Origin of the sequence: Kineococcus rugosus (assembly GCF_050871975.1) — a bacterium.
Classification (GTDB): Bacteria; Actinomycetota; Actinomycetes; order Actinomycetales; family Kineococcaceae; genus Kineococcus.
Genome location: NZ_JBJLSJ010000037.1, coordinates 24,051 through 49,820 on the forward strand (window position 1 = coordinate 24,051; position 25,770 = coordinate 49,820).

A 25,770-nucleotide genomic window follows, 5' to 3' on the forward strand; every position below is an offset into this window, starting at 1 on the left:
ACGGTGGTCGGGTGCACGGATCGGGAGGGAACCGGTTGCGCTGGCCCGAACTGCCCGCGCCCGTCCACGACGCCGTCGCGGGGATCCTCGGGTCGCCCGTGGTGCGGGCGGTCTCGCAGTCCGGGGGGTTCTCCCCGGGGGCGGCCGACCGCGTCGTCGCCGCGGACGGGACGCGCGCCTTCGTCAAGGCCGTGAGCGCGGCGCAGAACGAGGAGTCGCCGCGGATGCAGGAGCGGGAGGCGCGGATCACCGCCGCGCTGCCCGCGGCCGTGCCCGCCCCGGGGTTCCGCGGGGCGCGGTGGGTGGGGGACTGGCACGTCCTGGTGCTGGAGGAGGTGCCCGGCCGGCAGCCGCGGCTGCCGTGGCGGGCCGACGACCTCGCGCCCGTGGTGGCGGCGCTGGAACGGCTCGCGGCGACCGCGACGCCGTGCCCCGTCCCGGACCTGCCCACGGCGCGGGAGGCCCTGACCGGTCAGCTGCCCGCCGACGCCCTGGACCTGCTGACCGGCGACACCCTGGTCCACCTCGACCTGCGCGCGGACAACGTGCTGCTGACCGCGGCCGGCGCCGTCCTCGTCGACTGGCCGCACGCCTGCGTCGGCCCGCCGTGGCTGGACCTGCTGGCGCTGCTGTTCGAGGTCGACCGGCTGGGTGGGCAGGACCTCGCCGAGGCGACCCTGCGGACCTCGCCGCTGACCCGCGACGTCGACCCGGGCGTGCTCACGACGGTCCTGTCGGGGTTCAGCGCGTTCTTCCTCGGCCGGGCCGCGCTGCCGCCCCCGCCGGGGCTGCCGACGCTGCGGGAGTTTCAGCGCGTGCAGGGCGAGGCGCTGACCGGCTGGGTCCGGCGGCGCGCGGCGGCCCGGGGCTGAGGGCGCCGGTCAGCGGCCGGCGGTGCGCGCGACGATCTCGGCCGCGATGTCCCGCAGCTTGCGGTTGGCGTGCTGGGACTGCGTGGCCAGGTGCGCGAACGCCTCGTCCGCGGTGCAGTGCAGGGTCGCCATGAGCACGCCCTTGGCCTGCTCGATGACGGCCCGCGACTGCATGGCGACCTGGAGGTTGGCGCTGAGGGCCATCGAGGAGGCGTACAGCGAGTGGTTGGCGACGGCCACGGCGGCGTACCCGGCGAAGACCTGCAGGATCTGCACCGCGTCCTCGTCGAGGGGGTCCTCGTCGAAGCGGTAGACGTTGATGCCGCCCAGGACGCGCTGGGGCATCGGCATGCCGACCGAGACGGCGCTGCGCACGCCCTGGCGGGCGGCGGTCGCGGCGAAGTCGGGGTAGATGTCCTCGGCGGCGGTGTCGTCGACGCGCACGACCTGCCCGCTCTGCGCGGCGTCGACGCACGGGCCGAACCCGCCCTCGTACTGCCGTTCGTCGAGGGTGGCGGCGAGCTTGCCGGTGAAGGCGGCGCTGTGGGCCTTCTCGCCCTCCAGCAGGGTCACCGACACCTCCTCGGCGCCGGGCACGCAGGCCAGCGTGAGCTCGGCGACCCGGGCCAGCACCTGCTGGAGCGGGGTCTCGCCCACCACCAGCCGGCCCAGCTCGGCGAACGCCTCCTGCGGTTCCACCGTCTCGCGCGCGGGGGTGGGGTCGGGGTCCTGCGGCACGTGGTCTCCTCGCGGTGGTGGCCGGGCTCGGTGTCCGACCACCCGGCGACGGTTCCCGCTCCCGCGGTCGCGGGGACGGAACCTGCGGGAGCTGTGGGGACAACCCGGTCCGGGGCACCCCCCGGCCGGTCACCGGCGGGGTGCGACGGGGCGCAGTGGGACCACCGTAACCCGGCGCCGGTGCCCCCGCCCGCCACCGCGGGAGCGCGGCCGTCACCGGCGGCCGCGCCCAGCGGCGAGAATGGTCCGGTGAGCACCGAGACGGAGACCCCCGCAGCGACGACCGAGCAGGTCCTGGCCGAAGCCGCCCGCCGCCGCACCATCGCCGTCATCTCCCACCCCGACGCGGGCAAGTCGACGCTCACCGAGGCCCTCGCCCTGCACGCCCGGGCGCTGCGCGAGGCCGGGCACGTCCACGGCAAGGCGGGCCGCGCCGGGGTCGTCACCGACTGGCAGGACATGGAGAAGCAGCGCGGCATCTCCATCAGCTCCGCCGTCCTGCAGCTGGACCACCGCGGCACGGTCGTCAACGTCGTCGACACCCCCGGTCACGCCGACTTCTCCGAGGACACCTACCGCGCCCTCACCGCCGTCGACGCCGTGATCATGCTGGTGGACGCGGCCCGCGGCATGGAGCAGCAGACCCGCAAGCTGTTCGGCGTCTGCAAGCAGCGCGGGCTGCCCGTCATCACCGTGATCAACAAGTGGGACCGGCCCGGGCAGGAGGCCCTGGCGCTGCTCGACGAGGTCGAGACCGTCACCGGCCTGCGACCCACCCCCGTCACCTGGCCGGTGGGGATCGCCGGGGACTTCCGCGGGCTGCTGGACCGCTCGACCGGCGCCTACACGAAGTACACGAAGGCCCCCGGCGGCGCGACCCTCGCCGTCGAGCAGCACTTCGACGCCGCCGGCGCCGCCGAGGTCGAGGGCGAGCCCTGGCGGGCCGCCGTCGACGAGCACGAGCTGCTGGAGGCCACCGGCGCCGACCACGACGAGGCGTCGTTCCTGGCGTTCGAGACCACGCCGGTGTTCTTCACCGCGGCCGTCGCGAACACCGGCGTCGGGCAGGTCCTCGACGCCATCGTCGACATCGCCCCCTCCCCGCGCGACCAGCCCGACGTCACCGGCCGGGTCCAGCCCGTCTCGGGACGGTTCAGCGCGCAGGTGTTCAAGACCCAGACGGGCATGAACCCCGCCCACCGCGACCGGCTCGCCTTCGCCCGCATCCACTCCGGGGTCTTCCACCGCGGCATGACGGTGCGCGACGACCGCAGCGGCCGGCCGATGGTCCTCAAGCACGTCCAGACCGTGTTCGGGTCCGACCGCTCCACCGTCGACGTCGCCTGGCCCGGGGACGTCATCGGCCTCGTCAACGCCCGCCACGTCAACGTGGGGGACACGCTGTCGGAGAACGGCCGCCTCGCGTACCCGCCGCTGCCGGTGTTCGCCCCCGAGCACTTCCGCACCGTGCGCCCCAAGGACCTCGGCGCGGGCAAGCAGTTCCGGCAGGGCCTGCGCGAACTCGACGCCGAGGGCGTCGTCCGGGTCCTGACGTCGGACTCGCGCGGCGACGGCGAACCCGTCCTGAGCGCCGTCGGGGCGCTGCAGTTCGACGTCGTGCAGTACCGGATGACGCACGAGTTCCGCTCGCCCGTCCTGTTCACCGAACTGCCCTTCACCACGGCCCGCATCATCGACCGCGAGGACGCCCCGCTGCTGCGCGCGCACCGCGGGACCGAGGTCGTCGAGCACGCCGACGGGCGGGTGTTCGCCCTGTTCACCGACGAGTGGCGCGTCCGCAGCTTCGAGCGCGACAACCCCGGCGTGCGGCTCGAGCAGCTGGTCGCCACCAGCGAGTGAGGCGCCCGGTCAGGCGGTGAGCAGGTCGGCGACCTCGGCCCAGGACCTCACCACGGTGAACGCGCCGGCCTCGCGCAGCGCGGCCTCCCGGGCGTCCCGCTCACCGGCGGGGACGAACTGGACCGTCCCGATCGTGGGGAACCCGGCGGCCACCGCGGACAGCGCCCCGTTGATCGAGTCCTCCACGGCGACGGCCTCGTCCGGGCTCACCCCGAGCTCGGACCCGGCGAGGGCGTAGACCGCCGGGTCGGGTTTCGAGGTCGGCACCGGCAGGGAGTCCTCCGCGCTGAACCGCCGCGCGGGGTCGAACAGCGCCGCCAGCCCGGTGACCTCCAGGCACGCGTCCAGCCGGGACGAGGCGCTGGAGGTCACCGCGGCCAGACCGAACCGCCCGGCCAGCGCCCGCAGGGGCTCGCGCACCGCCGGGTCCGGGCCCAGCACGGCGCGCAGGTGCGCGGTGACGACGTCCTTCTCCTGCGCCACCCAGTCGTCCAGCTCCGCGGCGGCCAGGTCGCGCCCGTACCCGCGGGCCAGTTCCTGCGCCGCGGCCCGGAAGTTCTTCCCGTTCGTCATGGCCTGCAGCTCACCGGGGCTGAACTCCCGCTCGGCGCCCAGCTCGGCGAGGAACCGGTTCGTCACGCCCGCCGAGGCGGCGTAGGCCGGTTCCTCCGACGGGAACAGGGTGCCGTCGGCGTCGGCGAGGACGGTCGTGACCGTCCCCCGCAGGGCGTCCGCGCTCACCGGCCCGCCTTGGTCGCGAGGTCCAGGTACAGCCCGATGACCTCCCGCGGCCCCTGCTCCTCCAGCGCCCGCAACGCCACCTCGACGCCGGAGGCGAACCCCGGGTCGTCGCGCAGGTCGCCGAACACGGTCTTCTCGCTCATCAGGGGCTCCGGTTCCTCCTGCCCCTGCCGGGCCAGCTCCACGAGCCGGTCGGCCAGGGGGCCGTCGACCGGGACGTCGTTCCCGGCGTAGTCGTACCCTCGCAGGAACCTCATCCACCCCGCCACCGCGAGCAGCAGCAGCTGGTGCGGGCGGCCGGCGGCGACGGCCGCCTCCACGGACGGGAAGACGTAGTTCGGCATCTTGCTCGACCCGCGCCGCCCCAGCCGGGTCAGCTGGTCGCCCATCTCCGGGTTCGAGAAGCGCCGCACCAGGGTCTGCTGGTACTCGGCCAGGTCGATGCCCGGCACCGGCGGCAGCAGCGGGACGATCTCGTCGGCCAGGAGGTGCTCGAAGTACGCGCGGAACACCCAGTCGGCCAGCACCTCGTCGATCGTGGAGTACCCGGCGAGGATCCCCAGGTAGGCCAGGGCGCAGTGGCCGGCGTTGAGCATCCGCGTCTTCATCGCCTCGTAGGGGGCGACGTCGTCGACGAACTGCACCCCGACCCGCTCCAGCGGCGGCCGGCCGCAGGCGAAGGAGTCCTCGACGATCCACTGCCGGAACGGTTCGGTGACCACCGGCCACCGGTCGTCCACGCCGGTGCGCGCCACGACGACCTCGCGCTCCCCGGGGGTCGTCGTGGGGGTGATGCGGTCGACCATGCTGCTGGGGAAGGCGCCCTCGGCCTCGATCCACCCGGCCAGCCCCTCGTCGCGCGAGCGGGCGAACGACACGACGGCGGTGCGGGCGGCCGTCCCGTTGTCCGGCATGTTGTCGCAGGACAGCACGGTGAACGGCGGCAGCCCGGCGCGGCGCCGGCGGTCCAGGGCCTCGACGAGGAACCCGAACACCGTCCGCGGGGCCGCCGGGTCGGCCAGGTCGGCGCGCAGGTCGTCGTCGTCGGCGTCGAACTCCCCGGTGTGGGGGTCGATGCGGTAGCCGGTGCCCGTGATGGTCAGCGTCACCACGCGGGTCGTCTCGGCCGCCAGCGCGTCCAGGACCGCTCCGGGGTCGTCGGGGGCGAACAGGTACCGGTTCAGCACGCCCACCACCCGGGCCCGCTCCTGCTCACCGCCGCGTTCGACGACGAGGAACAGGCCGTCCTGGTCGGCCAGGACCTGCCCCATCCCGGGGCTGCGCAGGCCGACGCCGACCAGTCCCCAGCCGGTCTCCCCGGTGCGGGCCAGGTCGTCCAGGTACACGGCCTGGTGCGCGCGGTGGAAACCCCCGACGCCGATGTGGACCACGGCCGGTCGCAGCGCCGTCCGGTCGTACCCGGGGGCCTCCACCCCGGCGGGCAGGTCGCCGAGCGTGCTGTCGCGCAACGGGACGGGGGTCCCCCTCACCTCGTGCACCGCGCTCACCGGGCCCACCGCGCCCGCAGCGCCAGCAGGGCCTCCCCGGGGCGGGGGAGCCGCTCGCTGACCGTCGTGAACAGGTCCCGGCGCACCAGGTGGCTCACGTGCTCGCCGTGCACCCGCCCGGGCCCGGGCGTGGGGGTGTCCAGGACGTCCGTCCCGGTGTCGGGCCGGTCGCTGGTCTGCATCCTGCGGCCCAGCACGCTCAGCACCACGTCGGTCAGCCCCGGGTTCAGCTTCTCCCCGAGCAGGAAACCCAGCGACGCGCCGCCGACGACGGCCTGCCGGCGCGGGTGCGTCGCCATCCGCGCGACGACGTCGGCGACCAGTTCGGGGGCGTACACCGGCGGCGGCGGTTTCGTCAGGTGGTCGGTGTGGTTGCGCGAGTGCTCCCAGAACGGGGTGCCGATGCCCGCGGGCAGGATCGTGCTGACCCTCGTGCGCGCGCCGTCGCGGGCCAGTTCCATCCGCAGCGCGTCGTAGAACGAGCGGACGGCGAACTTCGACGCCGTGTACGGGGCGTGCAGCGGCAGGGACCGCACCCCCTCCACGGAGGCCATGCCGACCAGGACGCCCCCGCCGGAACGTTCCAGCGCCGGGACCGCGACCTGCGCGGCCGCGACGTGCCCGAGGTAGTTCACCTCGCTGACCCGGCGGAACTCCTCCAGCGGGATCTGCGCGATCGTCCCGTAGACGCTGACCCCGGCCATCGTGACCCAGGTGTCGATGCGGCCGTGGACGACCTCGGCCTCGGCGGCCAGCGCCTGCAGGTCCTCGGGCCGGGTGATGTCGGTGCGCACGGCGCTCGCGCGGCCACCGGCGGCGGTGATCTCCTCCACGAGGGCGTTCAGCGCGTCGGTGCCCCGGGAGGCGCACACGACGGTCGACCCGGCGCGGGCGAACCTCAGCGCCGTCGCACGGCCGATGCCGCTGGAGGCGCCGAGGACGACGACGACCTGCTCGGTCAGGGGTCTGGTCACGAGAACTCCACGGGGGTGGTGGTGGGCGAGGGGGAGGGGGGCAGCAGGTCGAGGGCCTGCTGGAGCTCGGTGGTCAGGCGGTGCTCGTCGGCGAGGGGACCCAGGACGTGGTGCTGCCGCCGCAGGAGGTCCACGGCGTCACCCGGTCCGTCGGACGTCACCCGGAGCCAGTCCGCCAGGGCCTGCACCAGCCACCGCCGCGGCCCGTCGTGGTCCACGGCCTGGCGCAGGGACGGCAGGACGTCGGTGCAGAACCGGGACCGTCCCGGGGCGGGCAGTTCCCGCCCCGGGTCCCGGGCCAGGTCGGCGACCACGTTCCGGCGGTACCCGGCGAGCTCGTCCTCGGCGAACCCGAGGAGCTGCTGCCCGGCCTCGGCCAGGAAACCCTCGAGGAGGGCGCGGGCACCCGGACGGGCCAGCGCCGCACCGGCCGTCCGGTCACCGCGGAGGGCGCCCTGGACCGCCAGCACGTCGAACGCCGCGTCGTGCAGGCGGCCGCGCAGGAGCTCGTGCGGCACGGTGCTGGGCACCAGCTGGACGCCGACGTCGTCCAGGGGTGGCCGGCCGTCGCTGAAGTCGTCCTCGACGATCCAGCGCGGGCACCCGGCTCCCCCGGGCAGGAGGGGTTCGCAGACGCTGCTCGGGAAGCTCCCGCGCGCCTCGACCCAGGCGGCCAGCCCGCCGTCGACGTCCCGCGCGAGACGCAGCACCGCCTCCCGCAACCGGGAGCCGTTGCGGGGACCGGCGGCGCAGCTGAGGGCCGTGAACGGCGGCTCACCCGCCGCGCGCCGGCGGGCCAGGGCCCCGACGAGGTACCCCACGGCGGTCCGCGCCAGCGGGTCGTCCACCTCCACGTCGACCTCCACGTCCACCAGCACCAGCCGGGTCGCGGGGTCGGCCAGCACCGCCAGCTGGTCCTCGCACCCACCCGTCAGGCAGACGTGGTCGGCCAGCACCACGACCTCCCGCGGGGGGTCGGTCAGCACCTCGCGCCGGCGCACGGCGTCGAGGTCGAGCTCGACGTCGGGGGGGAGCAGCTCGATCCGGACCAGGCCCCAGTCGGTGCTGACGCCCCGCCGGAGGAGCTCGTCGACGTACACGGCGTGGTAGGCCCGCCGCAGGCCGTGCGCGCCGAGGTGCACGACGGCGGGGGTCAGGAGGGCGGGGTCGAGCGGGACGTCCCGCGGGACGGGGTGGGTCGATGGTGCGCGGGTGGTCATGACGGACCTCACGGACAGGTGGGGGCCTGGCCGCTGCTCGACCGGAACACCTCGGGGGGAGCGGCCGCAGCTTGGACCGTCGAGTGCGGCGGACCGCCGCACCGGGGCCGGCCGCGTCTCGGGCCGACCCCCCGACTCCACCACCGCCCGCGGGGGTCGGCAACTCGGTGCGGGCGGTCGCCGGTCCGGTCAGCCCGTGAACCGTCCCGGCGTCGTCCCCAGCACCCGCCGGAAGTGCCGGTTCAGGTGCGGCTGGTCGTGGAAACCCGCCAGCACCGCGGCCTCGGCGGGGCGGTGCCCGGCCAGCAGCAGCCGCCGGGCGAGGTCGACGCGGCGGCCGGTGAGGTAGGCGTGCGGGGGCATCCCGACCTCGCGGGTGAAGGTCCGGACCAGGTGGGCGGTGGAGGCGGACAGCAGGCGCGACGCCTCGGCCAGGGCGACGCCGTCGACGACGTGCTCGTCGAGCAGCGCCCGCAGCCGCCGCGCCAGCGGGACGTCGCGGACGGGGCGGCGGGGGGCGGCGCGCAGGTGGTCGCCCACGACGTCGAGCAGCACCGCGGCGCGGGACTCCACGTCGAGCGGGTCCAGGGCCCCGGCCCCGCCCGACAGCCGCCGGTGCAGGTCCCGGACGGCGCCGGCCAGCCGGGCGTCGGGCAGCTCGGGGGTGTCGACGGCGCGGCCGGCGGACCCCGCCGGCAGGGCGTCGGGTTCGAGGTAGAGGACCCGCTTGCGGAAACCCGCCGGGGTCGCGGCGCGGCCGTCGTGCGGGACGTGCGGGGGCAGCAGCGTGACGAGGGGACCGGTGTCGTGCGGGCGCCGGTCCAGGTCGTAGTGGACGGCGCCGTCCTCCACGAGCAGCAGCGTCCACGTGTCGTGCGTGTGCAGCGGGTAGGCGTGCTCGACGAAGCGGGCGTGCAGGACCTCGGCGATCCCGGGCACGCCGGGGCGGCGGCTGCGGACCTGCTCGCTCACCTCACGAACGTACAAGACGCCCCGGGGCGCGGCGGGCACCGTGGGCCGGGTGAGCGACGCCCGACCCGACACCAAGACCGCCGTCCTCGTCCGCGACGACCTGGCCCCCTGGCAGCGCCTGAACGTGACGGCGTTCCTGCTCAGCGGGATCACCGCGGCCCACCCCGGCCTCGTGGGGCAGCCGTACGCCGACGGCGACGGCACCGCGTACCTGCCGCTGCTGGGGCAGCCCGTCATGGTCTTCGAGGGGGACGCCGCGACCCTGCGCGCGGCGCGCTCGCGGGCCGTGGGGCGGGGGCTGGCGACGGCCCTGTTCACGGCGCAGATGTTCACGACGGGCGACGACGCGGCGAACCGGGCGGTGGTGGCGGCCGTGGCCGGCGACGACCTCGACGTCGTCGGGATCGGCGTGCACGGCCCGCGGAACCCCGTCGACAAGGTCCTCAAGGGGGCCCACGCGCACCCCTGAGGGTCGGGTACGTTCGGCCGGTGACCTCGAGCAGCGCCTTCGACGGTCCCCCGGGATCGGTGGACGTCCAGCTCGCCCCGGACCACGTGCTCGTCCGGCTCGCCGGGGAGGTCGACGCCTGCCTCGGCCCCGACCTCGTGCGCTGCGTCGACGAGGCGCTCGCGGTGCGGCTGCCGGTGGTCGTGGAGGCCGCGCGGATCACCTTCATGGACTCCACGGGGCTGGGTTTCCTGGCCCGGCTGGCCTCGCGCAGCGGGGAGCGGCGGATCACGGTGACCGACCCGCCGGAGGTCGTGCGGCACCTGGTGCACCGGGCCCGGCTGGAGCAGATCATCGACTTCCGCCCCGGCGTGCCGCGGGGTCCGGGCGCGTGAACCGGCTGGACGTCCTGGACTGGCGGCGGCGGGTCGCGGCGCTGTACGCGCGGGTGCGGGAGCTGGACCCGGAGGCCGGGCACGCGGCGTGGGTCGCGGGCCGCGGGGAGCTGTTCGCCACGCACCCGGCGGGGCCGCTGCTGCCCGCCGACCGCGAGCGCTTCGCGGGGTTGCCGGTCGCCGCGTACGACCCGGCCCTGCGGTTCGAGGTGCCCGTCGAGCCGGCCGCGCCGCTGCGCCGGGAGGCGGTCACCGGCACCGACGGGACGGTGGCGTTCGAGCGGATCGGCACGGTGGCGCTGCCGGGGGTGGGCACCCTGGACGTGTGGTGGCTGGACCAGTACGGCGGCGGGTTGTTCCTGCCCCTGAAGGACCCCGGCCCGGGGTACGGCGGGGGCCGGTACGTGCTGGACACCGTGAAGGGCGCCGACCTGGGCAGCACCGCGCGGGGGCTGGTCGTGGACCTGAACTTCGCCTACCCGCCGAGCTGCGCGTACGACCCGGCGTGGGCGTGCCCGCTGCCGCCGCCGGGCAACGTCGTGGACGTCGCCGTGCACGCCGGGGAGCTCGCGGGGCCGTGGGCGGCCCCGTGAGGGCCGGTCAGTCGCGCGGCGGGCCCTGGGCGGGGACCGGTTCGCGCAGGTCGACGGTGCGGGGGGCGCGCCCGCGCCGCCACGCCCCGAGGAGCTGCTCGGTGGCCTCGTCGTCCCCGGCGCAGCGGAACATCCCGAGGGTGTAGATCCGCGCCGCCTCCTCGGCCTGCCGGTGCCAGGAGAACTCCTCGCCCAGGTGCAGGTACACGTCGACGTCGGCGCCGTGGCTGTCGACGATCTCGTCGGCCAGGACGACGGCCTCGCGCAGGTGGCCGCACACCAGCAGCGCGGAGACCACGTAGCAGCGGGTGTCGGGGGCGACGTGGTCGCCGGTGGCCAGGGCCTCGCGCGCCAGCCGCAGCGCCCGCCGCGCGTCCCCGGCGAACGCCGCGTGCTCGCTGGCCGCGACGAACAGCCGGCCGCGCGACACCGAGTCCCCCGGTACCGCCCGCCGCGCCCAGGAGTGCAGGAGGTCGGCGACGGCCCGTTGACCCCGGGCGTCGTTGGCCGCGCTCAGTTCGACCCGTTCCAGGTCGTCGCAGCTCACAGGTGCTCGCACCGTTCGGAATCTAGTGAGCGCGGACCCGTTCGTCGCCCCCGCGGAGCCCGTTCGGGCACGGTTCACGCGTTCGGCGCAAGCTCCACGACCACGGGGGCGTGGTCGGAGGCGCCCTTGCCCTTGCGCTCGGCCCGGTCGATCGTCGCGCCGGTCACCCGTGCGGCCAGGGCGGGGGAGCCGAGCACGAAGTCGATCCGCATCCCCTGCCGCTTGGGGAAGCGCAGCTGCGTGTAGTCCCAGTACGTGTAGGTGCCCGGGCCCGGCGCGTGCGGGCGCACCGTGTCGGTGTACCCGGCCTCGACGAGGGCCCGGAACGCGGCCCGCTCCGGTTCGGACACGTGGGTGGACCCGGCGAAGACGTCGACGTCCCACACGTCCTCGTCCTGCGGGGCGATGTTGAAGTCGCCCACGAGCGCGACCTGGGCCGCCGGGTCCTCCGCCAGCCACCGCGCCCCCGCGTCCCGCAGGGACTGCAGCCACAGCAGCTTGTAGGCGTAGTGCGGGTCGTCGAGGCCGCGGCCGTTGGGCACGTACAGGCTCCAGACCCGCACCCCGCCGCACACGGCCCCGATGGCCCGGGCCTCGACGACGGCGGGGTCCCCGAAGTGCGGGACGTCGGGGGCGAAGGCCGTGCTGACGTCCTCCAGGCCCACCCGGGAGACCAGCGCGACGCCGTTCCACTGCGACAGGCCGTGGTGGGCGACCTGGTAGCCGAGGTCGGTGAAGGCCTGCTCGGGGAACTGCTCGTCCTTGCACTTGGTCTCCTGCAGCGCGACGACGTCGACGTCGCTGCGCTCGATCCAGGCGAGGACGCGGTCGAGGCGGGCGCGGATGGAGTTGACGTTCCAGGTGGCGAGGCGCACCCGCGGGACGTTACCCGGCCGCGCCCGGCCCGCCTCCCGGCACGGGGCCCCGGCCGAGGGTCGACTCCCGCTCGACGACGGTGAACGGCACGGTCACGTCCTGCGGGGTGGCCGAGGGGTCCTGGATCCGGCGCTGGAGGAGCCGGACGGCCTCCTGGACGAGGGCGTCGTGGTCGGGGGCCACCGAGGACAGCGACGGGATGTGGAACCGGGCGTCCTCGACGTCGTCGAAGCCGATGACCAGGACGTCCTCGGGGACGCGCACCCCGCCGTCGGCCAGGCCGCGGACGACCCCGAAGGCGAGGGTGTCGGTGACGCAGAAGACGCCGTCGGGCAGCTCGGGGCGGGCCAGGAGGTCCTGCGCGCACTGCCAGCCCGCGGCCTGGGTGACCCCGGCGTAGGAGGAGCTGACCTCGGCGCCGGCGGCGCGGGCGACGCGCAGGAAGCCCTCGGTGCGCAGCGAGAAGGCGGCGCCTTCGGGCAGGTGGACCGCGCCCACGTCCTCCAGGCGGGGGAACCCGACGACGGCCAGGCGCCGGCGGCCGTGGTCGAGCAGGACGCGGGTGGCGGCCTCGGCGCCGTCGACGTTGGGCATGCTGACGTGGTCGACGGTGCGGTGCAGCTCCTGCTCGCCGAGGACGACGACGGGGACCTCGCGGCTGAAGGCGTCGATCTCGCGCTCGGTGAGGCCGAGGGCGGCGATGACGAGCCCGTCGTAGGCGTTGAGGCGGGAGTCGCGGAACGCCGCGATCTCGCCCTCGCGGCTGGCGTGGGTCTCCTCCACGACGGTGGCCAGCCCGGCCTGGGAGAACGCCCGGACGAGGCGGTGGCTGAGCTGGCTGTAGTAGTGGCTGTCCAGGGTGGGGACGGCGATCCCGACGACGCCGGTGCGGCCCTGGCGGAGGCTGCGGGCGGCGACGTTGACCTGGTACCCGAGCCGTTCCACGGTCTCCATGACGAGCCGCCGGGTGGGTTCGCTGACGGGCCGGCGCCCGGTGAGGGCGTTGGAGACGGTCATGGCCGAGACCCCGGCCTCGGCCGCCACGTCGCGCATCGTGACCACGCTCGACCCCTCTCCCCGACGCGGTGGGCGGTGGCGGTCCCGCCCCGCCGTCGAAACTACCGCCCGGCGATCCCCCTTGACACCGGTGGTCGGCACTCGCACTATATCGATACACGCAGGGTCGCGGTTCGCCGACGAGGGCGGACGGGACGGCCCGCGCCACGACTCCGAAGACTCCGAAGACTCCGAAGACTCCGACGAGACGGCGGGACCGTTCCCGCCCACCGACACTGCGAGGCCCGTGTGATCACCGACGACCACCGAGTGGACGACTCCCTGCCGCTCGCCCGGACCGACTCCGACGCCCCGCCCGCCACCGCGGCCCGCGTGCGCGCCGTGCTCGACGTGGACCTCCCCGGCCCGCGCATCAACCGCCACCTCTACGGGCACTTCGCCGAGCACCTCGGCCGCTGCATCTACGGCGGTTTTTGGGTGGGGGAGGACTCCGACGTCCCGAACGAGGGCGGCCTGCGCCTCGACGTCGTCGAGGCGCTGCGCGCCCTCGACATCCCCAACCTGCGCTGGCCCGGCGGCTGCTTCGCCGACACCTACCACTGGCGCGACGGCGTCGGCCCCCGCGAGGACCGCCCCGCGATGGTGAACTCGCACTGGGGCGACGTCGTGGAGGACAACTCCTTCGGGACCCACGAGTTCATGGCCCTGTGCGAGCTCCTCGGCGCCGACCCCTACGTCTCGGCCAACGTCGGCAGCGGCACCGTCCGCGAGGCCGCCGAGTGGATCGAGTACCTCACCCGCGCCGACGACTCCCCGATGGCCCGGCTGCGCCGCTCCCACGGGCGCGACGAACCGTGGAAGGTGCCGTTCTGGGGCCTGGGGAACGAACCCTGGGGCTGCGGCGGCGGCATGGGCGCGGGCGCCTACGCCGAACTCGCCCGGCAGTACGGCACCTACAGCCTCGACCACGGCGACAACCGGCTGTACCGGATCGCCGCCGGGGCCGCCGACGCCGACTACCGCTGGACCGAGGTCCTCATGCAGAACCTCGGCCGCTACCTCGGCGACGGCGAGGTGACCGGGCACGGGAAGAACACCTACCAGGCGATCTCCTTCCACCACTACACGATCGTCGGCCCCACGTGGGACGCGAAGGGTTCCGCGACGCGGTTCGACGACGACGAGTACTACCGCACGATGGTGAAGGCCGCCGGGATCGAGCGGATCATCGCCGGGCACGCCAACGTCATGGACGCCTACGACCCCGACCGCCGCGTCGGCCTCGTGCTCGACGAGTGGGGGACCTGGTTCGACGTCGAACCCGGGACGAACCCCGGGTTCCTGTTCCAGCAGAACACCATGCGCGACGCCCTGGTCGCCGGGGTCCACTTCGACGCCTTCCACCGCCACGCCGACCGGCTCGTCATGGCGAACATCGCCCAGACCGTCAACGTCCTGCAGTCGGTGCTGCTGACCGACGGCGACACCCTCGTCCTGACGCCCACGTACCACGTGTTCGAGATGAACAAGCGCCACCACGACGCGGCGTCGCTGCCGCTGACCGTCCGGGGGCAGACCCCCGTCCACGACGTCGACGGCACCGCCCTGCCGACGTTCTCCGGGTCGGCCAGCACCAAGGACGGCCGCGTCCTGCTCTCCCTGACGAACCTGCACGCCACCGAGGAACTGACCGTCGAGGTCGACGTGCGCGGTTCCGCGGTCGGGGCGCCCGTCGGCCGGCTGCTGAACGCCGACACGATCTCCGCCCACAACACCGCCACCGAGACCCCCGTCGCGGTCCGCGACCTCGAGGGCCTCTCCGTCGAGGACGGCGTGCTGCGGGTGACGCTGCCCGCGCACAGCTTCGCCACCGTCAGCTTCGACGCCGGTGCCTGAGCCGCGCCACCCCTCGACCACCCCACCCACCACTCGACGAGGAGTCCGTCCCGTGAACACGCCGTCCCGCACCTCCCTGTCCCTGGCCCTGTCCCGCCGCCGCGCCCTCGCCCTCGGCGGCCTCGCCGGCGGGTTCGCCCTCACCGCCTCGGCCTGCTCGTCGGGTTCGGCCGGCTCCACCGACCCGAACACCTTCGACTTCTGGTCCTTCACCGGCATCAACCAGAAGGCCGACGTCGAGGCGTACAAGAAGCTCGCCCCCGACGTCACCGTCAAGCTCACCGAGGTCGGCAACGCCCAGGAGACCGCGCAGGGCCTCACCACCGCCCTGGCCGGCGGCAAGGTGCCCGACCTGGTGCTCATCCAGGCCGGCGACCTGCCCAAGTTCATGAAGAACCCGGGCAACTTCGTCGACCTCACCACGCTGGGCGCCGACGACATCCAGGACGACTACGTGGACTGGGTGATGGCGCAGGCCACCGCGCAGTCCGGTGAGATCGTCGGCATCCCCACCGACGTCGGCGGCATGGGTGTGGCGTACCGCACCGACCTGCTGGCCGCGGCCGGGCTGCCGACCAACCGCGACGAGGTCGGCGCGCTGTGGCCCACCTGGGAGGACTTCATCGCCACCGGGCAGCGCTACACCCAGGCCACCGGCAACGCGTTCATCGACAACGCCGCCACGACCGTGTTCCTGCAGGCCGTCTCGCAGGGGGAGGAGCAGTACTACTCCGCCGACGGCGACGTGGTCTACGACACCAACCCGATCGTGCGCGAGTCCTTCGACCTCGGGCTGAAGGCCATCGCCGCCGGGATCACCGCCAAGCTGGACAGCTTCACCGACGGCTGGAACGCCGGCATGGCCAAGGGCGCGTTCGCCGCCGTCGCCGCCCCGTCCTGGATGCTGGGGTCCATCCGGTCCGCGGCCCCCGACACCGAGGGCAAGTGGGACATCGCCACCATCCCCGGCGGCAGCGGCAACTGGGGCGGCAGCTACCTGGCCATCCCGGCGCGGGCGGCCAACCCCGAGGCGGCCTGGGCGTACATCACGAAGATGCAGTCCCCCGAGCAGCAGCTCCAGCACTTCATCGAGTCGGGGTCGCTGCCCACCACCCCGGTCAACTACGACAAGCCGGAACTGGTGAACCACACCGACCCGTTCTTCAGCAACGCCCCCACCGGCAAGATCTTCACCCAGGCCGTCCTGGGCCTGAAGCCCTTCCTCAACGGGGAGTACAACACCGAGATCAGCACCGAGCTGCTCAACGCCCTCAACGGCGTCGAGGGCGACGGCGCCCCCGCCGACGCCGCGTGGGACACGGCGGTCAAGAACATCAAGACCGCGATCGGCGCCTGATGAGCGCCACCCTGACCCCCGGCACCCTGCAGGGCGTCAAACCCGCCACCGCCACCCGGCCGGTGGAGAAGCGGTGGGAACGGCTGGCGCCCTACGGGTACGTGGCGCCCTTCTACGTCCTGTTCCTGGTCTTCGGCCTGTTCCCGCTGCTGTTCACCTTCTACGTCGCGCTGTTCGACTGGAACCCCATCGGCGAGAAGACGTTCGTCGGCCTGGCGAACTTCCAGCAGCTCGGGCAGGACCCGCGCTTCTGGAACGCGCTGCGCAACACCTTCAGCATCTGGATCATCTCGACGGTGCCGCAGCTGCTCATCGCGCTGATCCTGGCCCAGGTGCTCAACAGCGCCTTCCTGCGCTTCGCCAACTTCTTCCGCATGGCGATGCTGCTGCCCTACATCACGTCCGTCGCGGCCACGGCGATCGTCTTCGCCCAGCTCTTCAACCGCGACTACGGCCTGCTGAACTGGTTCCTGGGCGCGTTCGGGTTCGACCACATCGACTTCATGTCCACCCCGACGGGCAGCCACCTGCTCGTCTCGGTCATGGTGATCTGGCGCTGGTTCGGCTACAACACGCTGCTCTACCTGGCCGCCCTGCAGGCCGTGCCGCGCGACCTGTACGAGGCGGCGGCGATGGACGGCGCCGGGCCCGTCAAGCAGTTCCTGCACATCACGCTGCCCTCGCTGCGCCCGGTGATCGTCTTCACCGTCATCATGTCCACCATCGGCGGCCTGCAGATCTTCACCGAGCCGCTGCTGCTGTCCAACGGAACGCTCACCTGCGGCACGGCCCGCCAGTGCCAGACCCTCTCGCTGTTCCTCTACGAGCAGGGTTTCGGGTCGTTCAAGTTCGGCTACGGCTCGGCCATCGGGGTCGCGCTCTTCGCCATCATCGTCGTCGTGGCGTTGATCAACTTCCTGCTCTCCAGCCGTCTGGGGAAGAAGGGCTGACATGGCCACCTCCACCGAACCCCCGACCCGCGTGGGACAGGACCGGCGGACGGGCCGGTCCCGGCGGCCGCGGGCCATCGTCCGCGTGCGCTGGTACACCTACGTCCTGCTCTCCCTGGCCGCGGCCGCCTGCATCTTCCCGGTCTACTGGATGTTCGTCGTGTCCTCCGTCGGCTCGGAGGCGGCCACCCAGCTGCCCCCGCGCGTCGTGCCCGGCGGGAACTTCCTCGACCTGCTGAAGCTGGTGTTCGAGACGGTGCCGTTCGTGCGGTCGCTGGTCAACAGCTTCATCGTCGCGGCCCTGATCGCCGTGGGGCAGGCGTTCCTCTGCTCGCTGGCCGGTTTCGCGTTCGCCAAGATGACCTTCCGCGGACGGGACCTGCTGTTCCTGGTCCTCGTCCTCACCATGACGGTGCCGGCGCAGCTCGCGATCATCCCGCAGTACATGATCATGTCGACGTTCGGCTGGGTGGACACCCTGCAGGCCCTCGTCGTGCCCGGCCTGGTCAGCGCGTTCGGCATCTTCTGGATGCGCCAGCACATCAGCGCCACCATCAGCGACGAGCTGCTGCAGGCCGCCCGCATGGACGGCGCGAACTCCTGGCAGATCTTCACCCGCATCGCGTTCCCCGTCGTCCGGCCCGCGGCCGCCGTCCTGGGCCTGCTGGGGTTCGTCAACGCCTGGAACGACTTCCTCTGGCCGTTCATCGTCCTGAAGTCGCCCGACATGTACACCGCGCAGATCGCCATCAAGGCCCTGCAGTCCAACATCTCCGTCGACCTCGGCCTGGCCATGGCCGGGTCCTTCCTCGTCACCGTCCCGCTCCTGGTGCTGTTCGCCTTCTTCGGCAAGCAGATGGTCTCCGGGATCATGGACGGCGCCTTCAAGGGCTGAGCCCCCCCGCCCCACCGTGAGGACACCCGTGAGCACCAGCACCAGCACCAGCAGCACCGCACCGCTCAGCGACGCCCAGGTCGAGCACTTCCTGGAGAAGGGGTACGTCGTCCTGAAGGGCTGCTTCAGCCCCGAGCAGGCCGCCCCCGTCGTCGACCGCGCCTGGGACCGCCTCGGCGTCGACCGCGACGACCCCTCGACCTGGGACCGCCCCCGCGTCCACCTGCCCTCCGAGGAGCACCTCGACGCCGCCGAGTTCGCGCCCACCGCGTACCGCGCCGCCTGCCAGCTGCTCGGCGGCGAGGACCGCGTGCAGACGCCCTGGGGGTGGGGCGACGGCATCATCGCCAACCTCGGCGTCGGCGCCGACCGCCCCTTCGACCCGCCCTCGGCCGACGTCGGCGGGTGGCACAAGGACGGCGACTTCTTCCGCCACTTCCTGGACTCCCCCGAGCAGGGCCTGCTGACCATCGTGCTGTGGACCGACGTCCTGTCCCGCGGGGGCGGCACCTTCGTGGCCACCGACTCCGTGGGCGTCGTGGCCCGGTACCTGGCCGAGCGGCCCGAGGGCGTCCTGCCCGACGAGCTGCAGCAGACCCCGCTGATCCGCCAGTGCCGCGAGTTCGTGGAGCTCACCGGCGAGCAGGGCGACGTCGTCCTCATGCACCCCTTCGTGCTGCACGCCACCTCCCAGAACGTGCTGCGCGCCCAGCGGCTCATCACCAACCCGCCGCTGAGCCTGCGCGACCCCCTGCGCTTCGACCGGGAGGACCCCGCCCAGCACTCCCCGGTGGAGCTCGCGGTGCTGCGCGGCCTCGGGGTGGACCGCCTCGACTTCCGCCCCACCGCCCCCCGCGAGGAGGTCGTGCCCGCGCGGGTGCGGGCCCAGCGCGCGGCCGGCGCGGCCGGGTGACCCCCGCCCCCGGCGCTGCTCACGGCGCCGGGGGCGAGCACCTAGGATCGGCGACCGTGAGCACCGATCGAGAACGCCTCGCCGACCTCGTCTCCGCCAAGGCCGTCGTGCGCGGCGAGGTGACGCTGTCCAGCGGTGAGCGGGCCGACTACTACGTCGACCTGCGCCGCATCAGCCTCGACGGCGAAGCGTCCGCCCTCGTCGGGCCCGTCCTGCTCGACCTCGTCGCCGACTGGGACTTCGAGGCCGTCGGCGGCCTGACCATGGGCGCCGACCCCGTCGCCCTCGCCGTGGTCCACGCCGCCAACGCCCGCGGCTGGGCCGAGGCCCACGGCGGCCGCCCGCTCGACGCGTTCGTCGTGCGCAAGGCCGAGAAGACCCACGGCCTGCAGCGGCGCATCGAGGGCCCCGACGTCGCCGGGCGCCGCGTGCTGGCCGTCGAGGACACCTCCACCACCGGCGGCTCGGTGCTCACCGCCGTCGAGGCGCTGCGCGAGGCCGGCGCCGAGGTCGTCGGCGTCGCCGTCATCGTCGACCGCGACACCGGCGCCCGCGAGCGCGTCGAGGCGCAGGGCCTGCCGTACCGGTACGCCTTCGGCCTGGCCGACATCGGGCTCGCCTGATGGGCGCCACCGGGACCGTCGTGCTGGTCCTCGTCGTCCTGCTCGTCCTCGTCGTCGCGCTGTACGCCGTCAGCACCCGCGCCGCCCTGGTGCGGATGCGCGACCTCGCCGTGGAGGCCGGGGCCCTGGCCGAGCAGCGCCGCAGCCGCCTGTCGGACCTGTCCGCGCACCTGCACGCCCAGGAGGCGTCCGCGGTCGAGCCCGACCCGCAGACCGTCAAGGCGCTCGCCGACGCCGAGCACCGCCTCGCCGGGGACGTCGCCTTCCACTCCGCGGCCGTGCGCGCCTACGACGCCCGCCTGCACGCGATCCCCGCCTCGTGGGTCGCGGCGCTGTCCGGGCTGCACCCGCTCGGCGCCGCGGCGGAGCGCTGAGCGCCCTCGACGCCGTCCTGGCGGCCCTGCGCTGCCCGGTCTGCGGCGGGGCGTTCACGCTCGCCGGCCGCACCCTGGGGTGCGCGGCCGGGCACCGGTTCGACCTGGCCCGCCAGGGCTACGTGAACCTCGCCGTCGGCAGCCGCACCGGCGGGGACACCCCCGCGATGGTCGCCGCCCGCGAGGAGTTCCTCGGCGCCGGGCACTACGCCCCGGTCGTCGCGGCCCTCGCCGAGCGCGCCGTCCCCGGGCTCGCCGTCGACGTGGGCGGCGGCACCGGCCACCACCTCGCCGCCGTCGTCGAGGCCACCGGCGGGTGGGGAGCGGTGCTGGAACCGTCCACGGCGGCGCTGCGGCGGGCCGCCCGCGCCCACCCCCGGGTGGCGGCCGTGGGCGGCGACGTGTGGCGCGGCCTGCCCTTCGCCGACGGCAGCGTCGACCTCGTGACCAACGTCTTCGCCCCGCGCGGGGCCGCGCACGTGCGGCGGGTCCTGCGCCCGGGGGGCCGGTGGGTCGTCGTGACGCCGCTGCCCGAGCACCTGGAGGAGGTGCGCGGGCCGCTGGGCATGGTCGGCGTCGAGGCGGGCAAGGCCGAGCGGCTGCACGGCGAGCTCGCCGCGTTCGACCTCGTCGGCGAGGACGAGCTGCGGTTCACCCGGACCTTCACGCGCGAGGACCTGCGGGCGCTGGTGCTCATGGGGCCGAGCGCGTTCCACACCGACGAGGCCGCGCTGCGGGCCCGGCTGGACGCGGTCCCGGACGCCGTCGACGTCACCGTCGCCGTCCGCCTCACCGTCGCCCGCGCCCCCGGCTGATCACGGGGCGGGGCGCACCGCCCGGCCGACGGGCTCGGCGCTCGCCCGCAGGCCCGCCGCGGCCAGCCCGGCGCGCAGCGCCCCCAGCCCGCCCACGGGGACGGCCACCACGGCCCGCCACCCGTCACCGGCCCACGCGACGTCCTCGACGTCGCGGGTGCGGCGCAGCTCGGCCTCCACCCGGCCCCCGTCGGCCAGCCCCGCGCGCACCTCCACGAGGTCGGCCCAGCGGCGCGGCACCACCCCGGCCGCGGCCAGGGCCGCGCCGACCGAGCCGCCGTAGGCGCGGACCAGGCCGCCGGTCCCCAGCAGCACCCCGCCGAAGTAGCGGGTGACGACGGCGACGACGTCGGTGACGCCCGCCCCGCGCAGCGCGGCGAGCATGGGCGCCCCGGCCGTCCCGGCCGGTTCGCCGTCGTCGTGGGAGCGCACGAGGCCGCCGTCCTCGCCCAGCACCGCGGCCGTGCAGTGGTGCCGGGCGTCGGGCAGCTCGCGGCGCACGCGCGCCACGACCCGCTCGGCCGCCGCGACGTCGGCCACCGGTTCGAGGGTCGTCACGAACCGGGACCGCTCCACGACCAGCTCGGTCCGCACCGCCCGCGCCGGCACCGGCAGCGGGTCCCTCACGGGCGCGCGGCCCGGCGGCGGCGGAGCCAGGACACCAGGGGCGCCACGATCGAGAACAGGATCGCGGTCCCCGCGACCACGTACGCCAGCGTCCGCAACCACGGCTGGGAGTCGGCGGCGTACCCGGCCAGGACCAGCATCGCGCCCCAGCACAGGGCGCCGACGACGTTGGCGGAGAAGAACCTCGGGTACGACATCGCCGCCGTCCCGGCGATGATCGGCGTGAAGGCGCGCAGCCACGGGATGAACCGGCAGGCCACGACGGCGAACCAGCCGTACCGGGCGTAGAACGCCTCGGCCTTCGGCAGGTGCCGGGCCGCCTTGCCGGCCCGCCGCAGCAGCCACGGTCGGCCCAGCCGCCGGCCCGACCAGTACCCGACGGTGTCGCCGAGGATCGCCGAGAGGGTCACGCCCACGACGAGCACCGGCAGCGACAGCGGCGAGCCGTCGCGCGCGGCCAGCAGCCCGGCGGAGAACAGGACGCTGCTGCCGGGCAGCCAGAACCCCACGAGGGTGCCCGTCTCGGCGAAGACGATCCCGAAGACCAGGACGTACAGGCCCGCGGCGCCGAGGTCCTCGAGCTGAGGATCGGCGAGGTGGGCGAGCCAGTCGGACACCCTGCGATCCTCGCAGAGGTCCGGGGCGGTCCCGGAGCGGTCCCGCGTCGGCCTCAGGGGGCGAGGGTCGCCAGCCGCGCCTTCTCGTCGTCGTCGAGGCGGCGCGGGCGGCCGGCGCCGAAGTCGTACGCGACGCACACGGTGGACGCCCTCACGTAGACGGTGGCGGGTGCGCCGGGTTCGACCAGCTCGTAGTCGACCTCGAAGCTGGCGCCGCCGACGCGCCCGATCCACAGGTCGACGGCGACCGGTTCGAGGCGGTAGTCCAGCGGGAGCAGGTACTCGACGGTGTGCTTGGCCACGACCATGCCGGTCGCGAGCATGGGGGCGGTCCCGTCGGGGGCGGCGGTGCCGAACGCGCGGACGCGGGCCTCCTCCAGGAGCCGCAGGACCTCCACGTTGTTCACGTGCCGGTAGGCGTCCATGTCCCCCCAGCGCAGGGGCAGGAGGATCCGCTGACGAGCCACCGGGTCATCCTGCCCGGTGGCCGCTCAGCGGTGGTTCTCGGGGGTGCGGGTGCCGCCGGTCGCCTGCGCGGGCAGCGTCGCGGCGTGCCGGCGCGCCTTGGCGCGGTTGCGCAGGTACTCGATGCCGACCGGGATGAGCGACAGGACGACGAGCAGCAGCAGCCCCAGCTCGAGGTTCTCGCGGATCAGCGTGATCCCGCCCAGGGCGTAGCCGAGCAGGGTGATGCCGGTGGCCCACAGGACGGCCCCGACGGCCGAGAACGTCACGAACGTGCGGCGGGGCATGGCGCCGGCGCCGGCGGCGAGGGTGATGAACGTGCGCACGACCGGCACGAAGCGGGCCAGGATGATCGCCCGGGCCCCGAACCGCTCGAAGAACTCGTGGGTCTGCGTGATCCGCTGGGGCGTGAGGATCTTCGAGCCCGGCCGGTCGAACAGCGCCGGCCCGGCCTTGCGGCCGATCTCGTACCCCACGACGTTGCCCAGGAACGCCGCGACCGACAGCAGCAGGCACGACAGCCAGATGGGCTCCTGCAGCACGTCCGAGTGGGTGAACAGCCCCACCGTGAACAGCAGCGAGTCGCCGGGCAGGAAGAACAGGAACAGCCCGCACTCGACGAACACGATGGCCACCGAGACCCACAGGGCCGCGCCGCCCAGGGTGTCGAGGAAGGTCTCGGGACTGGCCCAGTCGGGCAGCAGCGCGGGTGCGGCGGCCGGAGCCGCGGACGTCAGCGAGGCCGACAGCTCGGCGAGGAACGACACGTCCCCAGGGTAAGTCCGGTTCCCGGGCCCCAGGTCGGCCCGGCCTGGAGTTCAGCCCAGAGGATGACCCGTCCGCCGCGGGATCATCCGGTCGACGGACGGCGGTCACCGGTCCGGCCCCCCAGGGCCCGACCGGTGACCGCCGGTGACCGCCGTCGGGCGCCTCAGACGGTCCGGGCGGTCGGGTCCCAGTCGTCCGGCAGCGGCTCGGCCGCCTCGACGGTGCTCGTCACCGGCACGAAGGCGCCCGCGTCGGCGGACTCGGTGATCGAGGTCATGACGTCGACGACGTGGTGGGCCAGGGCGCCCTGGACGCGGTGCGGGCGCCCCGCGCGGATCGCGCGGGCCATCTCCAGCGCGCCCGTCCCGCGGGTCGACAGCGCCTTCGTCGAGGCCAGCAGCTCCCAGTCCTCGCTGCCCGCGCGGCGGATCCGCACGTCGCCGTCGAAGTTGTTCGGGTCCGGCAGCGACAGCGTCGCCTCGGTGCCGGTGATCTCGACGAACCCGTGCCGCTGGAGCGGGGAGTCGAAGCTGAAGGTGCTCTGCGAGCTCCGCCCGCCGGCGAACCGGGCGAGCGCGCTGACGTGCGTGGGGACGGTGACGTCGAACACCTCCCCGGCGCGGGGACCGGACCCGACGGTCCGCTGCGCGCGGGACTTCCCCGCGACGGCCGCGACGGAGGTGACCGGCCCGAACGCCTGCACGAGCGCGGTCAGGTAGTAGGGGCCGATGTCGAACAGGGGCCCGGCGCCGGTCTGGAACAGGAACGCCGGGTTGGGGTGCCAGGACTCCGGGCCGGGGGACTGCATGAGGGTCAGCGCCGTCAGGGGCTCACCGACGTCCCCGCGCCGCAGCGCCTTGAGCGCCGTCTGCAGGCCGGCGCCGAGGAAGGTGTCGGGGGCGCAGCCCAGGCGGACGCCGGCGGCGTCGGCGGCGGCGATCAGCCGCTGCCCGCCCTCGCGGTCCAGGGCGACGGGTTTCTCCGACCAGACGTGCTTGCCGGCCGAGATCGCGGCCAGGGACACCTCGACGTGGGCGGCGGGGATCGTGAGGTTGATCACGATCTCGACGTCCTCGTGGGCCAGGACGGTGTCGATGCCGCCGTGGTGGGGGACGCCGTGCTCCTCGGCGCGGGCGCGGGCGGCCTCGGGGAACAGGTCGCCGATCGCGTGCACCCGCACGTCCGGGAAGGACGTGAGGTTCTCCAGGTAGGTGCCGCTGATGACGCCGGCGCCGATGATCCCGATGCCGACGGGGCCGGTGCGCGGGGCGGGGGCGCTCACGCGAGGGCCTTGGTGAGGTTGGCGAAGCTGTCCTCGACGGCGGTGAGCATGTCGCCGGTGGTGTCGTCGAGCTCGAGGACGGCGAGGTCGACGCCGTCGGCGGCGGCCAGGATCGCGGTGACGTCGAGGTCGCCGGTGCCCCAGGCGACCTGGCGGGAGGTGTCGCGGGTGCCGTCGCCGTCCTTGAGGTGGACGGCCCGCACGCGCGGGCCGAGGCGGGCCAGCAGGTCGGGGACGGGCACGCCGCCGACGACGGCCCAGTAGGTGTCGACCTCCAGCGCGACGCCGTCGGCGAGGTGGTCGGCGAAGACCTCCAGCGCCGGGCGCCCCGCGATCGTCGTCGCGAGCTCGAACTCGTGGTTGTGGTAGCCGAGGGTGACGCCGGCGTCGGCGGCCCGCTCGGCGGCGGCGTTGAGCTCGGCGGCGATGGCGGCGACGTCCTCGACGGTGGTCCAGCGGGCGCGGTCGACGTGGGGTTCGACGACGAGGGTGGTGCCGGTGGTCGCGGCGGCGGCGAGCACGGCGTCGAGGTCGCGGCCGACGATCCCGGCGTGGGCGCTGGGGGCCGCCAGGCCGTGCGCGCGCAGGGCGGGGGCGAGCTCGGCGGCCCCCTCGGCCAGCCCGAACGGCTCCACCAGGGTGAACCCGGTGGCGGCCAGGCGGGCCAGCGTGCCGTCGAGGTCGGCGGCCAGCGCCTCGCGCACGGTGTAGAGCTGCAGGGAGATCTTCGAGGTGTCCAGCGTGGTCATGCGGTGGTCCGCGTCCTCTCGGGGGTGACGGGGGTGCGTCCGAGGGCGGGGTGTCCGGGACGCCCTCGTCCTGCGGTCGGCTCGACCGAACCGGTTCAGCAACCGTACGGGGCGCGGTCCGCCGGGCGCCACCCCCTGGCGGTGGTGGATACGATCCGGCCGTGAGCGAGGGACTGACCGAGGACGAGCTGCGCTTCCTGCAGGAGACGTTCGACCTGGCCCGCGAGGGGCGGGCCGACGCGCTCGCCGAGCGCCTCGACGTCGGCGTCCCGGTCGACCTCACCAACTCGGTGGGCGACACCCTGCTGATCCTGGCCGCCTACCACGCGCACGCCGACGCGGTGCGGCTGCTGCTGGAGCGCGGCGCCGACCACGCCCGCGTCAACGACAAGGGCCAGACCGCGCTGGGGGCCGCCGTCTTCCGGCAGGCCCGGCCCGTCGTGGAGCTGCTGCTCGACGCCGGCGCCGACCCCGCGCTGGGCCGGCAGTCCGGGCTCGCCGTGGCCCAGGTGTTCGACCTGCCGGAGATGGCGGCCCTGCTGACCGCCCCGCGCTGACCGTCCTCCGCTGACCGTCCTCCGCTGACCGTCCTCCGCTGACCGTCCTCCGCTGACCGTCCTCCGCTGACCGTCCTCCGCTGACCGTCCTCCGCTGACCGTCCTCCGCTGACCGTCCTCC

At 74.6% G+C, this 25,770-nt stretch carries 29 protein-coding genes; 14 read left to right on the forward strand and 15 right to left on the reverse strand.

All coding sequences use genetic code 11. The features are described 5' to 3' along the window. Window positions 1-11 precede the first annotated feature (11 nt). Window positions 12-872, forward strand: a complete 861-nt coding sequence (locus ACRYM6_RS18705) for a phosphotransferase family protein (RefSeq protein ID WP_432544394.1) — start codon at window positions 12-14, stop codon at window positions 870-872. Between the two features lie 9 nt (window positions 873-881). Here ACRYM6_RS18705 and ACRYM6_RS18710 read toward each other — a convergent pair whose 3' ends face one another. After that, window positions 882-1,610 carry an ANTAR domain-containing protein gene (locus ACRYM6_RS18710; protein ID WP_432544395.1) on the reverse strand — a complete coding sequence of 243 codons (729 nt, stop codon included), beginning with the start codon at window positions 1,608-1,610 and terminating at the stop codon, window positions 882-884. 249 nt (window positions 1,611-1,859) lie between these two features. Here ACRYM6_RS18710 and ACRYM6_RS18715 point away from each other — a divergent pair, with 249 nt between their 5' ends. After that, the gene (locus ACRYM6_RS18715; protein WP_432544396.1) at window positions 1,860-3,470 is read left to right on the forward strand and encodes a peptide chain release factor 3; all 1,611 of its coding nucleotides are present in this window, start codon (window positions 1,860-1,862) and stop codon (window positions 3,468-3,470) included. A 9-nt stretch (window positions 3,471-3,479) separates the two neighbouring features. Here the strand turns inward: ACRYM6_RS18715 and ACRYM6_RS18720 are convergent, their stop codons facing one another. The 5 genes from ACRYM6_RS18720 to ACRYM6_RS18740 form a co-directional block, all read right to left on the reverse strand. After that, window positions 3,480-4,211 carry an HAD family hydrolase gene (locus tag ACRYM6_RS18720; RefSeq protein WP_432544397.1) on the reverse strand — a complete coding sequence of 244 codons (732 nt, stop codon included), beginning with the start codon at window positions 4,209-4,211 and terminating at the stop codon, window positions 3,480-3,482. Then, on the reverse strand, window positions 4,208-5,701 hold the full coding sequence (locus ACRYM6_RS18725) for a mannitol dehydrogenase family protein (RefSeq protein ID WP_432544398.1): 1,494 nt from the start codon (window positions 5,699-5,701) through the stop codon (window positions 4,208-4,210). Before ACRYM6_RS18725 ends, ACRYM6_RS18720 begins: the two co-directional genes overlap by 4 nt. A 14-nt stretch (window positions 5,702-5,715) precedes the next feature. Then, window positions 5,716-6,693: an SDR family oxidoreductase gene (locus ACRYM6_RS18730; RefSeq protein WP_432544399.1), complete on the reverse strand. Its 978-nt coding sequence runs from the start codon at window positions 6,691-6,693 to the stop codon at window positions 5,716-5,718. Continuing rightward, window positions 6,690-7,913, reverse strand: coding sequence for a mannitol dehydrogenase family protein (locus ACRYM6_RS18735; protein WP_432544400.1), 1,224 nt, complete (start codon window positions 7,911-7,913; stop codon window positions 6,690-6,692). Before ACRYM6_RS18735 ends, ACRYM6_RS18730 begins: the two co-directional genes overlap by 4 nt. 189 nt (window positions 7,914-8,102) lie before the next feature. Then, on the reverse strand, window positions 8,103-8,885 hold the full coding sequence (locus tag ACRYM6_RS18740) for an AraC family transcriptional regulator (RefSeq protein ID WP_432544401.1): 783 nt from the start codon (window positions 8,883-8,885) through the stop codon (window positions 8,103-8,105). 49 nt (window positions 8,886-8,934) lie between these two features. Between ACRYM6_RS18740 and ACRYM6_RS18745 the strand changes: the two genes are divergently transcribed. From ACRYM6_RS18745 to ACRYM6_RS18755, 3 genes are read left to right on the forward strand one after another with little or no spacing between them, the layout of a single operon-like run. Further along, on the forward strand, window positions 8,935-9,354 hold the full coding sequence (locus ACRYM6_RS18745; RefSeq protein WP_432544402.1) for a DUF2000 family protein: 420 nt from the start codon (window positions 8,935-8,937) through the stop codon (window positions 9,352-9,354). A 20-nt stretch (window positions 9,355-9,374) separates the two neighbouring features. Then, complete coding sequence (locus ACRYM6_RS18750) at window positions 9,375-9,728, forward strand: STAS domain-containing protein (protein WP_432544403.1); 354 nt, start codon at window positions 9,375-9,377, stop codon at window positions 9,726-9,728. Next, window positions 9,725-10,321: a DUF1684 domain-containing protein gene (locus ACRYM6_RS18755; protein WP_432544404.1), complete on the forward strand. Its 597-nt coding sequence runs from the start codon at window positions 9,725-9,727 to the stop codon at window positions 10,319-10,321. Before ACRYM6_RS18750 ends, ACRYM6_RS18755 begins: the two co-directional genes overlap by 4 nt. A gap of 7 nt (window positions 10,322-10,328) precedes the next feature. Here the strand turns inward: ACRYM6_RS18755 and ACRYM6_RS18760 are convergent, their stop codons facing one another. The 3 genes from ACRYM6_RS18760 to ACRYM6_RS18770 all read right to left on the reverse strand — a co-directional run bounded on the left by ACRYM6_RS18760 (window position 10,329) and on the right by ACRYM6_RS18770 (window position 12,797). Beyond that, window positions 10,329-10,880 carry a hypothetical protein gene (locus ACRYM6_RS18760; RefSeq protein ID WP_432544405.1) on the reverse strand — a complete coding sequence of 184 codons (552 nt, stop codon included), beginning with the start codon at window positions 10,878-10,880 and terminating at the stop codon, window positions 10,329-10,331. 62 nt (window positions 10,881-10,942) lie between these two features. Continuing rightward, on the reverse strand, window positions 10,943-11,743 hold the full coding sequence (locus ACRYM6_RS18765) for an exodeoxyribonuclease III (protein ID WP_432544406.1): 801 nt from the start codon (window positions 11,741-11,743) through the stop codon (window positions 10,943-10,945). Between the two features lie 10 nt (window positions 11,744-11,753). Then, entirely contained in the window at window positions 11,754-12,797 is a 1,044-nt protein-coding gene (locus ACRYM6_RS18770; RefSeq protein WP_432544421.1) for a LacI family DNA-binding transcriptional regulator, read from the reverse strand. 285 nt (window positions 12,798-13,082) lie between these two features. On the opposite strand from ACRYM6_RS18770, the gene ACRYM6_RS18775 reads away from it, so the two are divergent. The 8 genes from ACRYM6_RS18775 to ACRYM6_RS18810 are packed head-to-tail and all read left to right on the forward strand — an operon-like array spanning window position 13,083 to window position 20,584. Continuing rightward, window positions 13,083-14,657 carry an alpha-N-arabinofuranosidase gene (locus ACRYM6_RS18775; RefSeq protein ID WP_432544422.1) on the forward strand — a complete coding sequence of 525 codons (1,575 nt, stop codon included), beginning with the start codon at window positions 13,083-13,085 and terminating at the stop codon, window positions 14,655-14,657. Between the two features lie 52 nt (window positions 14,658-14,709). After that, a complete protein-coding gene (locus tag ACRYM6_RS18780) occupies window positions 14,710-16,014 on the forward strand; it encodes an ABC transporter substrate-binding protein (protein ID WP_432544407.1) in 1,305 nt (434 codons plus the stop codon). Further along, the gene (locus tag ACRYM6_RS18785) at window positions 16,014-16,964 is read left to right on the forward strand and encodes a carbohydrate ABC transporter permease (protein ID WP_432544408.1); all 951 of its coding nucleotides are present in this window, start codon (window positions 16,014-16,016) and stop codon (window positions 16,962-16,964) included. The genes ACRYM6_RS18780 and ACRYM6_RS18785 overlap by 1 nt, the downstream gene beginning before the upstream one ends. A 1-nt stretch (window position 16,965) precedes the next feature. Further along, window positions 16,966-17,859, forward strand: coding sequence for a carbohydrate ABC transporter permease (locus tag ACRYM6_RS18790; RefSeq protein ID WP_432544409.1), 894 nt, complete (start codon window positions 16,966-16,968; stop codon window positions 17,857-17,859). A 28-nt stretch (window positions 17,860-17,887) separates the two neighbouring features. Continuing rightward, complete coding sequence (locus ACRYM6_RS18795) at window positions 17,888-18,772, forward strand: phytanoyl-CoA dioxygenase family protein (protein WP_432544410.1); 885 nt, start codon at window positions 17,888-17,890, stop codon at window positions 18,770-18,772. A gap of 56 nt (window positions 18,773-18,828) precedes the next feature. Beyond that, on the forward strand, window positions 18,829-19,395 hold the full coding sequence (pyrE, locus tag ACRYM6_RS18800; RefSeq protein WP_432544411.1) for an orotate phosphoribosyltransferase: 567 nt from the start codon (window positions 18,829-18,831) through the stop codon (window positions 19,393-19,395). Then, window positions 19,395-19,769, forward strand: coding sequence for a hypothetical protein (locus ACRYM6_RS18805; RefSeq protein WP_432544412.1), 375 nt, complete (start codon window positions 19,395-19,397; stop codon window positions 19,767-19,769). Before pyrE ends, ACRYM6_RS18805 begins: the two co-directional genes overlap by 1 nt. Next, on the forward strand, window positions 19,715-20,584 hold the full coding sequence (locus ACRYM6_RS18810) for a putative RNA methyltransferase (protein ID WP_432544413.1): 870 nt from the start codon (window positions 19,715-19,717) through the stop codon (window positions 20,582-20,584). Before ACRYM6_RS18805 ends, ACRYM6_RS18810 begins: the two co-directional genes overlap by 55 nt. Here ACRYM6_RS18810 and ACRYM6_RS18815 read toward each other — a convergent pair whose 3' ends face one another. The 6 genes from ACRYM6_RS18815 to ACRYM6_RS18840 form a co-directional block, all read right to left on the reverse strand. Next, the gene (locus ACRYM6_RS18815) at window positions 20,585-21,211 is read right to left on the reverse strand and encodes an IMPACT family protein (RefSeq protein ID WP_432544414.1); all 627 of its coding nucleotides are present in this window, start codon (window positions 21,209-21,211) and stop codon (window positions 20,585-20,587) included. Then, a complete protein-coding gene (locus ACRYM6_RS18820) occupies window positions 21,208-21,828 on the reverse strand; it encodes a DedA family protein (RefSeq protein WP_432544415.1) in 621 nt (206 codons plus the stop codon). Before ACRYM6_RS18820 ends, ACRYM6_RS18815 begins: the two co-directional genes overlap by 4 nt. Window positions 21,829-21,881: 53 nt before the next feature. Further along, on the reverse strand, window positions 21,882-22,295 hold the full coding sequence (locus tag ACRYM6_RS18825; RefSeq protein ID WP_432544416.1) for an acyl-CoA thioesterase: 414 nt from the start codon (window positions 22,293-22,295) through the stop codon (window positions 21,882-21,884). Window positions 22,296-22,319: 24 nt separating this feature from the next. Continuing rightward, a complete protein-coding gene (locus tag ACRYM6_RS18830; RefSeq protein WP_432544417.1) occupies window positions 22,320-23,060 on the reverse strand; it encodes a DedA family protein in 741 nt (246 codons plus the stop codon). A 164-nt stretch (window positions 23,061-23,224) separates the two neighbouring features. After that, on the reverse strand, window positions 23,225-24,343 hold the full coding sequence (locus ACRYM6_RS18835; RefSeq protein WP_432544418.1) for a Gfo/Idh/MocA family protein: 1,119 nt from the start codon (window positions 24,341-24,343) through the stop codon (window positions 23,225-23,227). Then, the gene (locus ACRYM6_RS18840; protein ID WP_432544419.1) at window positions 24,340-25,092 is read right to left on the reverse strand and encodes a sugar phosphate isomerase/epimerase family protein; all 753 of its coding nucleotides are present in this window, start codon (window positions 25,090-25,092) and stop codon (window positions 24,340-24,342) included. Before ACRYM6_RS18840 ends, ACRYM6_RS18835 begins: the two co-directional genes overlap by 4 nt. Before the next feature lie 161 nt (window positions 25,093-25,253). Between ACRYM6_RS18840 and ACRYM6_RS18845 the strand changes: the two genes are divergently transcribed. Further along, the gene (locus ACRYM6_RS18845; protein ID WP_432544420.1) at window positions 25,254-25,649 is read left to right on the forward strand and encodes an ankyrin repeat domain-containing protein; all 396 of its coding nucleotides are present in this window, start codon (window positions 25,254-25,256) and stop codon (window positions 25,647-25,649) included. Window positions 25,650-25,770: the final 121 nt, after the last annotated feature.

Excerpts from the sequence above, each read along its gene's own strand:
- ACRYM6_RS18785 (WP_432544408.1), top strand. The coding sequence starts at position 16,014 with ATGAGCGCCACCCTGACCCCCGGCACCCTGCAGGGCGTCAAACCCGCC.
- ACRYM6_RS18770 (WP_432544421.1), bottom strand. The coding sequence starts at position 12,797 with ATGCGCGACGTGGCGGCCGAGGCCGGGGTCTCGGCCATGACCGTCTCC.
- ACRYM6_RS18735 (WP_432544400.1), bottom strand. The coding sequence starts at position 7,913 with ATGACCACCCGCGCACCATCGACCCACCCCGTCCCGCGGGACGTCCCG.
- ACRYM6_RS18805 (WP_432544412.1), top strand. The coding sequence starts at position 19,395 with ATGGGCGCCACCGGGACCGTCGTGCTGGTCCTCGTCGTCCTGCTCGTC.
- ACRYM6_RS18790 (WP_432544409.1), top strand. The coding sequence starts at position 16,966 with ATGGCCACCTCCACCGAACCCCCGACCCGCGTGGGACAGGACCGGCGG.
- ACRYM6_RS18840 (WP_432544419.1), bottom strand. The coding sequence starts at position 25,092 with ATGACCACGCTGGACACCTCGAAGATCTCCCTGCAGCTCTACACCGTG.